This window comes from Corynebacterium sp. 239_CJEI (assembly GCF_001055995.1).
In the GTDB taxonomy this organism is placed as follows: domain Bacteria; phylum Actinomycetota; class Actinomycetes; order Mycobacteriales; family Mycobacteriaceae; genus Corynebacterium; species Corynebacterium jeikeium_D.
In genome coordinates this window covers 98,828-109,585 of sequence record NZ_JVOW01000035.1, presented here as the reverse complement: position 1 = coordinate 109,585, position 10,758 = coordinate 98,828, and the positions used below count along the sequence as shown (strand labels likewise).

The 10,758-nt window shown below is 57.4% G+C and carries 11 protein-coding genes and 1 pseudogene; 5 read left to right on the top strand and 7 right to left on the bottom strand.

Annotated features, from left to right (window positions below):
• From ADB08_RS11710 to ppgK, 3 genes and pseudogenes are all read right to left on the bottom strand, one after another.
• Positions 1–230 (bottom strand): annotated as a pseudogene (locus ADB08_RS11710) (IS30 family transposase); the annotation flags it as partial.
• A gap of 193 nt (positions 231–423) precedes the next feature.
• Positions 424–1,986, bottom strand: a complete 1,563-nt coding sequence (locus tag ADB08_RS10855; protein WP_016422651.1) for an RNA polymerase sigma factor — start codon at positions 1,984–1,986, stop codon at positions 424–426.
• Between the two features lie 395 nt (positions 1,987–2,381).
• Positions 2,382–3,137 (bottom strand): polyphosphate--glucose phosphotransferase, encoded by a 756-nt coding sequence (gene ppgK, locus ADB08_RS10850; protein ID WP_042388657.1) that lies wholly within the window; start codon positions 3,135–3,137, stop codon positions 2,382–2,384.
• Positions 3,138–3,255: 118 nt separating this feature from the next.
• Here ppgK and ADB08_RS10845 point away from each other — a divergent pair, with 118 nt between their 5' ends.
• Positions 3,256–4,149: an inositol monophosphatase family protein gene (locus ADB08_RS10845; RefSeq protein WP_239660062.1), complete on the top strand. Its 894-nt coding sequence runs from the start codon at positions 3,256–3,258 to the stop codon at positions 4,147–4,149.
• A gap of 9 nt (positions 4,150–4,158) precedes the next feature.
• On the opposite strand, the gene ADB08_RS11430 is transcribed toward ADB08_RS10845, so the two are convergent.
• The gene (locus ADB08_RS11430; RefSeq protein WP_161798523.1) at positions 4,159–4,767 is read right to left on the bottom strand and encodes a LytR C-terminal domain-containing protein; all 609 of its coding nucleotides are present in this window, start codon (positions 4,765–4,767) and stop codon (positions 4,159–4,161) included.
• A 203-nt stretch (positions 4,768–4,970) separates the two neighbouring features.
• Between ADB08_RS11430 and ADB08_RS10835 the strand changes: the two genes are divergently transcribed.
• Positions 4,971–5,267 (top strand): DUF4193 family protein, encoded by a 297-nt coding sequence (locus ADB08_RS10835; protein WP_016422655.1) that lies wholly within the window; start codon positions 4,971–4,973, stop codon positions 5,265–5,267.
• Between the two features lie 109 nt (positions 5,268–5,376).
• Here ADB08_RS10835 and ADB08_RS10830 read toward each other — a convergent pair whose 3' ends face one another.
• The gene (locus tag ADB08_RS10830; RefSeq protein WP_049173043.1) at positions 5,377–5,853 is read right to left on the bottom strand and encodes a DUF3093 domain-containing protein; all 477 of its coding nucleotides are present in this window, start codon (positions 5,851–5,853) and stop codon (positions 5,377–5,379) included.
• Between the two features lie 166 nt (positions 5,854–6,019).
• On the opposite strand from ADB08_RS10830, the gene dut reads away from it, so the two are divergent.
• From dut to ADB08_RS10815, 3 genes are all read left to right on the top strand, one after another.
• Entirely contained in the window at positions 6,020–6,472 is a 453-nt protein-coding gene (gene dut / locus ADB08_RS10825) for a dUTP diphosphatase (protein WP_049173041.1), read from the top strand.
• A gap of 118 nt (positions 6,473–6,590) precedes the next feature.
• Positions 6,591–7,370: a DUF3710 domain-containing protein gene (locus ADB08_RS10820; protein ID WP_049173039.1), complete on the top strand. Its 780-nt coding sequence runs from the start codon at positions 6,591–6,593 to the stop codon at positions 7,368–7,370.
• Positions 7,371–7,504: 134 nt separating this feature from the next.
• Positions 7,505–8,770, top strand: a complete 1,266-nt coding sequence (locus ADB08_RS10815; protein ID WP_016422659.1) for a class I SAM-dependent RNA methyltransferase — start codon at positions 7,505–7,507, stop codon at positions 8,768–8,770.
• Here ADB08_RS10815 and ADB08_RS10810 read toward each other — a convergent pair whose 3' ends face one another.
• A complete protein-coding gene (locus ADB08_RS10810) occupies positions 8,771–10,072 on the bottom strand; it encodes an HRDC domain-containing protein (RefSeq protein WP_016422660.1) in 1,302 nt (433 codons plus the stop codon). It lies immediately after the preceding gene.
• Between the two features lie 40 nt (positions 10,073–10,112).
• Positions 10,113–10,667 carry a DUF3000 domain-containing protein gene (locus ADB08_RS10805; protein ID WP_053087331.1) on the bottom strand — a complete coding sequence of 185 codons (555 nt, stop codon included), beginning with the start codon at positions 10,665–10,667 and terminating at the stop codon, positions 10,113–10,115.
• Between the last annotated feature and the right edge of the window lie 91 nt (positions 10,668–10,758).

Sequence of the window (10,758 nt, the reverse complement as noted above, 5' to 3'; positions counted from 1 at the left end):
GAGCCGGCCATAAGCATCTCGTAGATCACGCGATGCTTATCCATCATCGATAACTTCGGGTAGTGCGATTGGTGCTGGATCTCAATTCCGGCTTGTCGCGCCCACCGCCTGACAGTTGGTGAGGGAATCGCTAAATCGCGCCCAACCGCGCTTGCTGATGCCCCGTTGGCAATGTGTTGAAGCGCAATCGGTTTGATGGCACTGTATTTCGTTCGGCGGGTTTGCTTCACTACTTCTCCTGGTCGAAAGTGGTGATGCATTCACCGCCTGAACCTACCAGGCTATTTTTGACATAAACGCAGTCAGTAACTCACTAGCGCTGACACCAAAAGAAGAATCGGGCTTGAATAAGGTGTGAAACCTCATTCAAGCCCGATTCTCTGGGGCTAGCTGTTAGCCCCTGAACAACTTCAGGTTAAAGCTTTACTCCAAGTAGTCGCGCAGAACCTGCGAACGCGATGGGTGACGCAGCTTGGACATCGTCTTGGACTCGATCTGACGGATGCGCTCGCGTGTCACACCGTAGACCTGGCCAATCTCGTCAAGCGTACGCGGCATGCCGTCGGTAAGGCCGAAGCGCAGGCGGACGACACCGGCTTCACGTTCGGAGAGAGTCTCCAGAACGTCGCCAAGCTGGTCCTGGAGGAGCGTGAAGCTGACGGCGTCCACAGCGATGACTGCCTCTGAGTCCTCAATGAAGTCACCGAGCTGGGAGTCGCCCTCGTCACCGATGGTCTGGTCCAGCGAAATGGGTTCACGAGCGTACTGCTGAATCTCGAGAACCTTTTCCTCGGTGATGTCCATCTCCTTAGCGAGCTCTTCCGGAGTGGGCTCGCGGCCCAAATCCTGGAGCAACTCGCGCTGGATACGACCGAGCTTATTAATGACCTCGACCATGTGAACCGGAATACGAATGGTTCGAGCCTGGTCGGCCATTGCACGAGTAATGGCCTGGCGAATCCACCACGTTGCGTAGGTGGAGAACTTGTAGCCCTTGGTGTAGTCGAACTTCTCGACCGCACGAATCAGGCCGAGGTTGCCTTCCTGAATCAAGTCGAGGAAAGCCATGCCACGGCCGGTGTAGCGCTTTGCCAGGGACACCACAAGACGGAGGTTGGCCTCGAGCAGGTGATTCTTGGCGCGCTGACCGTCGCGAGAAATCTCGCGCAAGTCGCGCTTTTGGGCGTAAGCGATGCGCTCGCCGGCTTCCTTGGCCTCGTCAATCTTGTACTGCGCATACAGACCGGCCTCGATGCGCTTTGCCAGACTGACTTCTTCCTCGGCAGTCAGCAGCGCGACCTTACCAATCTGCTTGAGGTAGGCGCGGACAGAGTCGGCGGAGGCGGTGAGGGCAGCATCTTTGCGGGCCTGACGCAGACGAGCGGACTCGTCCTCGTTCCAGACCTCGTCGCCCTCGTCCTCTTCATCCTCGTCTTCGTCTTCGTCCTCGTCGTCCTCTTCTTCATCATCGTCGAGGTCGTCGTCTTCGAGGTCGTCATCATCCAGATCGTCGTGAAGATCATCGTCTTCGAGATCATCATCCAGATCCGGGTCGTAGTCCTGCTCCTGCTCCAAGTCGTGGTCGAGTTCCTCGTCCTCGAGCTCTTCGTTCTCAGTTGCGTCGAGAGCCTGCGCGTCCTTCGCCTTCGCTGCAGCAGCCTTGGCCGCGGTGGCCTTCGCAGCCGTTGTCCGCTTAGTTGCCTTCTTGGCGGCGGCCTTACGCGTGGTCTTCTTAGCGACGGACTTCTTGGCCGCCTTCTTCACGGTCTTCTTGGCCGCTGCCTTCTTAGCGGTCGTCTTCTTCGCCGCAGTTTTGGTAGCAGCCGTCTTTTTGGCAGCAGTTTTCTTCGCGGCAGTCTTCTTTGCCACGGTCTTCTTCACTGCCTTCTTGATGGCCTTCTTTACAGCCTTCTTTGCAGGAGTAGCTGAACCGGTGCCACTCCCGGTGGATTGGTCCTGAGCTTGCCCCAGTTCGTTGCCTGCCACGAACGCCCTTTCACGATGTACGTTGTGTGCGCCGCCAAAGCCGCCGCCAGCTTCTCTCGGTCGAAGAGAAGCTCAACGCGCCAGTGGTGCGCCTTTACTTCGTCTATAGCCAACTAGCCGAATGGAAAACATTCAGAGCTGACCTTTTCGTGCCACGGTCATCAGTGTTGCTTTCTGGCTCCTAGCGAAGAAGTAATCGGTGAAAATCCTCATCGAAGCAGTGCGCTGGAATTCGATTTTCCCAATCCTCCTCGAGCCTGTTGATTATTCAACCTTGCCGTGAGTCAACTTCTTATTGTAAACCAATTCTTAAAATCGCCGCCACGGGGCATGGCTTCAAGCACGTGTCACGCCCGACACGTAGCTACCAATCCCCATATAAGAAATGAAAGTGGTTAAGGGTAAAGTCCCTGGTCAGCTGCAAAGGCGGCGCCAGCAATACCCGCATTATTATCCAGACTTGCGGGGACAACTGGAGTCTTACATGTCAACAGCGGAATCCACTTTTCGTGTTCGCGACTGATTCCGCCGCCGACGATGATCCGTGACGGCCAAAACAGCGCCTCGTAGGTCTTAAGCACCTTGCTCACGCGCTCAGCCCACTCTTCGAAGCCGAGCCCCTCCACATCCTTAACTCTCGCGGATGCAAAGTGTTCGGCCTCCATGCCATCAATGATGAGGTGGCCTAACTCCGAATTGGGGTAGAGCAGTCCGTCATGAATAAGCGCGGAGCCGATGCCTGTACCAAAAGTTAGCAACAACACGGCGCCTGTCTTATTGCCCGGATCGCCAAACTGGACTTCAGCGAGGCCGGCAGCGTCAGCGTCGTTAAGCACGTGCGCCTTGTTGTTGGGCAGGTATTTAGCGAAGAGCTCTTGGCAGTTCGTATTAACCCAAGAACCGTCAATATTGGCGGCCAGCAAGGCAATCTGATTCTGTACGACGGACGGAATCGTGATGCCGACATCGGAATCCCACTTCGCAATGTCCACAATTTCTGCAATGGTCTCCGCAACCGCTTCCGGAGTTGCCGGCTGTGGCGTGAAAATTTTAATGCGGTCGCCAATAAGCTGCCCAGTTTCAAGGTCTACGCGGCCACCCTTGATTCCAGAGCCTCCCACGTCGATGCCAAATCCAATTCGTTGTCCCATAGCTCAAATTGTACGAAACAGACACAATGGGGGCATGAGCATGAACTCGCGTGGCACCGAACAACTCGCTAGCAGGGCAGATAATAGGGGGTTTAGTGCGTCGAATAGCCCCGGTTCCGTGCGACCCAGCGTCAGGGATCTGCGTGACCGCGCGGTACTTATCGCCCGCGCAGCCGCGGCGCACATCGCCAGTCGTCGGGTCGAACTCGGCTCCGATGGCGTTTTAGCAAGTTCCGAAACGAAGTCCTCAGCTGTAGACCCCGTCACCGTTGTCGACCGTGAATCTGAGGAGCTCATTCGTTCGCTTATCAAGACGTTTAGCAGCTCTGACCGCATTTTGGGCGAAGAAGGCGGGCTTGACGACGGCGCGAGTTCCCCAGCGCAGGCTGCCAACGAGGGCGAAGCGGTGACCTGGATTGTAGACCCCATCGACGGTACGGTGAATTTCCTCTACGGCATGCCCAATTTTGCTGTGAGTATCGCTTGCGCCGTAGGCGATGAGGTAGTGGCGGGTGCAGTGGCAAATGCGTCCTCGGGAGAGATTTACAGTGCAGCTAAGGGAGAGGGCGCTCAGGTTTCTCGACGGGACGGCACTGTGCAGACGCTTAGTTGTTCCCCAACGGCCGAGCTGGAAAAGACACTTGTGGCAACGGGATTCAGCTATTCCGCTAGTCTCCGGCAGGTGCAGGGCCGGATAGCGTCGCAGTTGCTGGGGGAGTGTCGAGATATTCGGCGCATGGGATCGGCGGCGCTGGATTTGTGCATGGTGGCGCACGGCCGTGTTGATGCGTATTACGAACACGACATCAAGATTTGGGATTATGCAGCTGGTGCTCTGATTGCGGCTGAAGCAGGCGCAAGGATTAGGGTCCCGGAATTCACTCAGTGTGCCAACGTTACTGGCCGGCCGGAGGGAGACCCGCTCGACTTTGGTGTCGGTGCGGCGAACTCTGAAGTTGCCGATGCGTTCTTCGAGGCATTGGATGGTGCTGTCGCGCAGGCTAGGAATTAGTGCGTCGGTCTAGGAGCAGGTGCTCGAGCCTAACGAGCTCAACCCCTCTAGGTCGGCTTGTTCGCCACGGTTCAATGCGGACATCGTTTCCTCAACCTGGCTGGCTACTTCGAGATCCTTAAACCCCTTACCCAAGGACACATCGACGGTTGCATCCGGCCGACCATCGTGGATGAGCTCAAAGCAGGGGAAAAGAGCGTGAAGCGCTGCGGCGTGGCCATTGAAGTCCTCGCCATAACGCAGCTGGCCGAAGCAACCGAGGTCTTGGTTTTCCACAATAGGGTCGTTGCCGTAGGGAACCTGCTCATCGAGGACAAAATCGAGCTGCCGCAATTGCTCGGCGACGGTTGTAGCCTGGCCGACTTTGCCGTTGGCATTATAAACGCGCACATGAACATCCGACGGTGGAACGACGTGCTCTCCGATTAGCGTGGTGGAGGAAACAGGGGGCCCAGCCGCGGGGAGGGAACAGGACACCGGATAACTTGCCGGTTGGCTGCGGAATGCCAACACCCACAACGTAGCGGCAATCACTACAGCAACGACGGAAACCACCACGTAGCGAACAATTTTTCGTCGATGTGACGTGCTCGAAGTGCTCGCGGGGCCTGAACTCATAGCCATCATGTTATCCTCTCCTCGGCTTATTGGCATAGAAACCTATTTTGACCTGCAGAGATGACAGATTGCGTGAATTGCCTTAATATCCGCTGAGAAAGGCGCTGGAGAGTACAGGGTGTCAATCGTCTCAACGCGTTGTATTCTCCGAGAAAAAGTCAGTTCACAATGTCTAGCAAAGGTCCAGAAAGAAGGTTTGGGACATGGCTGTAAACTACGATGCCCCGCGTACTCGTGAAACCGAAGAGCTGGAGACCGATTCCCTCGAGGGCCTTCAGGCTGCATCTGCTGAGAAGGAAATCGACGACACTGACGACGGCGAAATTGTTGAGCCGTTCGAGTTGCCGGTTGCCGACATCGCGGGTGAAGAATTCGATATGGATGTTGCCCCGAAGGGGGAGGATGAATTCACCTGTGGCTCCTGCTTCATGGTGATGCACCGCTCAATGATCGCAATCGATAACGGCGATGGATTCCCCATCTGTCAGGACTGTGCCTAATCCCCGCACAGCCGGGATAGCTTCCTAGGAAAAAGGAAAACCGCCACTACCACGGTTCTGGCGGCGCTGGGGCCGTCGGCAAGCGTGTAGCGGCGGTGAGAGATTTGACCTAGCGGTCGAAGAGACTGTCAAGCAGTGCCTCGGGGTGGCGGGTGGAGACCAGCCAATAGGGGGTGGGGTCGTCCGGATCGTCGAGGACTAGCAGCACCATCGTGGGAATCCACGTGTGTGTAACCAGGAACGCTGCTGGATCGAGCTGACGGCCCAACGCATTGCGCTGCGCGGACTTCGGGACCACCAGGGATTTGGCAACAACCGATGCTGGCAAAACTGCCGTGCCAGCGTGAAGCCAGCGTTCACCAGTGCTGTCCACTTCCACGGACACCGTGGTCTTCGACATAGTCAACAGCACCCACACGCCCACGGCCAGACAAATAATGCCGCCGATGACAAGCCAAATCGGTGAACGGTTAAAGCCAATCTGGGCCGTGCATACAAAAACGGCAGCAGCGCCGAGTACCCAGAACCACCAGGGAACCCAGAGCTTTTCGGAATAGACAATCGATGAATCTCCGCTCGAGCTCATTGCTATTGCCGCACCTTCAGAGACGGATGCTGAGCTGTCGTCGCGACGAGGCTGCAGGTTATCTTTTCCACTCACGGTTATCCATTCTAGGGCACGGCTATGCTCGGTACTGACAAGGCCGAAGTGCGGTTCTTAAAAGACGCGACAGCGAAGGATATACAAAGAGATGACTTATGCCCCGGTGCAAGTGAAAAAGCTCGCTAAAGACGCTGTGATTCCCCAGCGTGCGCATGCCGATGATGCCGGTGTGGATTTGAGCTCAGTGGAGGATGTCATCCTAGCACCAGGGCAGCGGGCGCTCGTGGGAACCGGTATTGCCATTGCTTTGCCGGCGGGCACAGTGGGATTGGTTCATCCTCGCTCCGGATTGGCTTTCAAAAAGGGGCTGTCCATCGTCAACGCACCCGGCACTATCGATGCCGGTTACCGTGGTGAGCTTAAAGTCTGCCTGATCAACTTGGACCCGACCAATGCGGTGGAGATCGCCAAGGGCGATCGAATTGCCCAATTGGTTGTGCAGAAGGTCGAGCTCAGCCCGATGGTGGAAGTCGATGAACTCGATGAAACTGAACGCGGTGCGGGCGGTCACGGGTCAACCGGAGTGTCCACGACGCTTTAAAACACCTCTGATAGCGCGGGGATCCTACTAAGTGTGGTTCAATGCGTGAAGAGCTCAATAAAGTGTTTACAAAAGCGTATACAAAGATTTCTTTTTAGCGAGGTGTCAATAAACCACCATGTGGCCATTTGGAAAGAAGAACCAGCCAGAAGAACCAGCTGCTGAGGCAGAGACCGTTGCCACCGACTCTGCGGCGCCAGCTTCTGAGGAGGCTACCGCAACCGTGCATGACGACGCGTCGGAAACCGCCGCGGAGAACGCACCAGCAAACGGCCCCTTCGATATCAACAGCGCTAGCCCGACGCAGTTTGATTTTTCGGACTTCGCGAAGGCCAGCCTGAACCTCGGTTCGATGCTGCTGCCTATTCCTCACGTTGGTGATATTCAGGTGGAGATGGGGCCGACAGGTCCAACCATGCTGCACGTCGCCACTGAGCATGGCCGCGTAACTCCTGTAGCATTCGCTGCTCCGACGTCGGGTGGCCTCTGGGAGGAGTCCGCTCAGGAAATCAAGGACGGTCTTGAGTCCGATGGCCTCGATGTCCATGTCGAGCAGGGGCCGTGGGGTTCTGAGGTCGTAGGTCGCACCTCCGATATGGAAATGCGAATCATCGGCGCCGACGGCCCGCGTTGGATGCTTCGCATGACGGCCTCCGGTCCGGCTGATCGGGCGGAGGAACTTGCGAATCTCGCCCGCGGTCTCCTTGCCCGTAGCTTCGTCTCTCGCGGTGAGAACCCGATGCCAGCAGGTCAGCCGCTTCCGGTTACGCTGCCGTCCCAGATGGCCGAGCAGATTCGTCAGGCATACCAGCAGCAGACCCAGGCTGCTCAAGCTGAAGGTGAACCTGGACAGGTGCCAGGCGCTACTGGTATCAACCCGGATGGTTCCACCAATTAGTTTGGTTAACCCTACAGCATAGAGAGGCTAGCTGCTTGACAAGGTAGAAGAGGATCTGCAGGTGCCACTGTGCACTGCCCGCCGCCGTCACCCGACGGCGGCTTTTCTCTTGTCAGCGGGTAGTATCACACTGCGTGAACATCGAAGTGACTATTGACCGTCCCGCTGCCGGCGGAGAATTCATTGCCAGCTATGACGGACGTATCGGTTTCGTCACCGGCGGTATCCCCGGCGAACGCGTTGTTGTCGAAATTGCCAAACCTGATGCCAAGCTTTGGCGCGGCAATGTCGTTGAGGTTCTGGATGCCTCAGAGCATCGAATTTCGCAGCGTTGCGAAGCAGCTCAGCAGGGCGCGGGCTGTTGCGACTGGGGTTTTATTGATCCTGAGCACGCGGCGCGTCTCAAGGCTGATGTCTTGACCGATTGCCTGCGCCGTCTTGGACGTTTCACCGCCGACGAGCTGCCAGCTATCGATGTTCTTCCACTGGCTCCGACCTCCCGTTGGCGCACGCGCGTGCGGCTGGGTGTGGATTCCCAGGGACGAGCGGGATTACGTCGTTCCCGTTCCCACGAGCTCGTCATCGGCTCCGAGTGCGTCCAAACAGTTCCCAATCTCATCGCTGGCTTTTCGACGGCCGGAACCATCCCTGTTGCTAAGCCTGCTCGCGGTCGAGGGAGCAAGAAGCCGAAGCCAGGAGAACTCCATGTGGCCATGGACACGGAGGGTAACCGAAGTGCTGTATACGTTTCCGGCAGCGGCAGGAACCGCACGCAAACGTTGATTGAAGGCGAGCCAACTACACAGCACACCGTTCACGGAATTACTTTCGATGTGCCGACGACCGGTTTTTGGCAAGCCCATTGCCATGCCCCTGAGTTCTATGGATCGCGCATCATCGACCTGTTGGTTGGTCAGTCTTTCTCCTGCGGTTGGGATCTTTACGGTGGCGCAGGCGTTCTGTCGGCGGCACTGCGCAAGCTAGTTGACGCAGAGGGTTCAATTCTCTCTGTCGAGGGTTTTGCCGCGGCCGCGACGGCGGGGCGCAAGGCTTTCACTGCAGCTGACCACAGTGGAAATGCGTCGCCTGCGGCACCAGTCCGGTTCGTAACCGGGGATGTCACCAAGGTAGTGCGCCGCGAAGTTGCTAATGCGGAAACACCAAACCCGGATATCGTCGTTCTCGACCCTCCGCGCTCCGGTGCTGGTAAGGATGCCATTGCCGCTATTGCAGAAGCCAAGCCACGCACGGTCGTACATTTCGGTTGCGATCCGGCGACTTTTGCCCGCGATGCCCGGTACTGGGCTGACTATGGCTACGCGTTCAAACACCTCGAGGTCGTGGACGCATTTGGTCTAACGCATCACTTTGAAACCATCGCGGTGCTGGAGCAGCTGTAGCTAGAGTGGCTGCCGCATGGGCGCAAGAACGTTGGCGCCGATCACGTCGGCAAGCAAATGTGCCTGCCATGGGCGGAAACCCTGTTCCCTGAGGTGAGCGGAGATTTCTGTAACGGCTGGCAGGCCGCCAGCGTAGTTGTCGTGGTGGCGGAATACGAATGAGCCGACTGCGCGACTGTGAATCCACCACACCAGTTCACGTGTCTGCGCGGAAGTGATGAGTGTGTCTTTGCGCAGGTGTATTTGGGCACAGACGTTGTCGATGCAGTCTCGCGTGGTTTCGAAAATCTCGGCGGCTTGTGGGGCATGTTCAGCCCAACGGCGAAAGTGGGGCATCTGGTTGGGAGCCTGCTTCTGGGGCTTCGGCCATGACGACCTGGGTTCCTGACGGGCTTCATTAACGACCTTCAACCAAGCGTCCGCGGCACCGCGACGGCGACGTGGAAATCCACGGATTGCAGTTAGTTCACGCTGCGTACCGGGGAGTTGTTCTGCGATTGTACGTAGAACGCTGTGACCCATGACGTGTGTTGGGGAGACATCACGGCGCTGCGCGATTTCGTCACGCTCAGTCCACAGTGCACGGGCGACGTGAAGTTGTTCGGGAGTGCGCAGCTTCCCAATCCCTTTGAGCCCCTGCCACGAGTGTCCGACGTGCAGACCATCGAGGTATTTACGGTTTAGAGCGAGTTCGCGTTCGCATTCCTGTTCCAGCCATTCCAAACGGTCGAGCTCAGTCAGCGCCTGACAAAGAACCTCGGCGAGTTCGATGAGCAGCTCGACATCCAAGGCTGCGTAGTCCAGCCAATCTGCTGGCAGTGGACGAGTAGACCAATCCTCTCGACCGTGCCCCTTGGCAAGTCCAACTCCGAGGAGTCGCTCTGTCAGAGCTGCTAAGTTGACTCGCTCCAGGCCGAGAAGGCGGCCGGCCAGCTCAGTGTCAATGACTTTGGTGGGGTAGAGACCCAGAGCTGCGAGGCAGGGAAGGTCAGAATGAGCGGCGTGAATAATCCAGGTCAGGTCGTTGACTGAGGAACCAAAAACGGCCATCGCCTTGCGACCATCTTCGGGATCGATGAGAAAGGTGCCCGCTCCACGGCGGCGAAATTGAAGCAGGAAGGCGCGGTCGTCGTAGCGATATGCCGAAGCTCGTTCAGTATCGACTGCGAGCCAACCGTGTCCTTTGGCCAGCTGCTCACCGGCGTCAATAATGTCGTCGATGGCAGAAAGCACGCGTGGAGTTCCCTCGGCTGGGGCAAGTCTTACTTCTACGTCGGGACTAGTTTCCACGTCGGAGCTCATCGCACGCCTCTTCGGTCGTCGGTATCAGCAGTCGCCGGTATCAGCCCAGCAGGGAAACGCCGACGGGTGGCAGACCAGCGACGTTCGCTAGTACCTGAGCGAAGGATTCAACGTGGGTGCGCAGGTCGGTGCCACGAGCAGTCCACGATGCGCGCATTTCTAATTGAAAGGCCTGTGGCTTGCCGCCGATCTCGCCATAGCGGACAGAGTTCGTAGTAGTCACCGTGCCACCCAAGTTCGACAGTTCGGCGTTGTTCTCAGCCAGAGCCTCGGTGAGCCATTGCCAGGCAACCTGGGGAAGCAACGGATCTTCCGCGAGGGAGGCATCCATATCCGCCTGGATGTATGCAACCAAGCGCATGTCACCGTCCCAGGTTTCCTCACTGCGGGGGTCATGGAGCAAAATTAAACGACCAAAGGCATCGTCGTTCGAGGACTCGGGGACGATATCAGCTTCGGGCTGCGTGACCTCAAGCGAGACAGCGTGGCTAAACGGTGCCAGCTTCTGCGGTGGCCGAACGGTGCCCAGAGCAATCTCAGGTCGCAGTTCAGCAGAGTGCATTGACTGGACCGCGGCGCGGAAGTTCTGTGGCATTGAATCGGTTCCATTCACGCGCCTGAACTTAGCCATATGACGCTTGCGTTAGTGGGAGGCGCGCCGAAAAGAGTGGGAAGCGACCAAGCGG

Excerpts from the sequence above, each read along its gene's own strand:
- ADB08_RS11430 (WP_161798523.1), bottom strand. The coding sequence starts at position 4,767 with ATGAGTTCAGGCCCCGCGAGCACTTCGAGCACGTCACATCGACGAAAA.
- ADB08_RS10830 (WP_049173043.1), bottom strand. The coding sequence starts at position 5,853 with ATGAGCTCGAGCGGAGATTCATCGATTGTCTATTCCGAAAAGCTCTGG.
- ADB08_RS10810 (WP_016422660.1), bottom strand. The coding sequence starts at position 10,072 with ATGAGCTCCGACGTGGAAACTAGTCCCGACGTAGAAGTAAGACTTGCC.
- ADB08_RS10805 (WP_053087331.1), bottom strand. The coding sequence starts at position 10,667 with ATGCCACAGAACTTCCGCGCCGCGGTCCAGTCAATGCACTCTGCTGAA.
- ADB08_RS10835 (WP_016422655.1), top strand. The coding sequence starts at position 4,971 with ATGGCTGTAAACTACGATGCCCCGCGTACTCGTGAAACCGAAGAGCTG.
- ppgK (WP_042388657.1), bottom strand. The coding sequence starts at position 3,137 with ATGGGACAACGAATTGGATTTGGCATCGACGTGGGAGGCTCTGGAATC.
- ADB08_RS10820 (WP_049173039.1), top strand. The coding sequence starts at position 6,591 with ATGTGGCCATTTGGAAAGAAGAACCAGCCAGAAGAACCAGCTGCTGAG.
- dut (WP_049173041.1), top strand. The coding sequence starts at position 6,020 with ATGACTTATGCCCCGGTGCAAGTGAAAAAGCTCGCTAAAGACGCTGTG.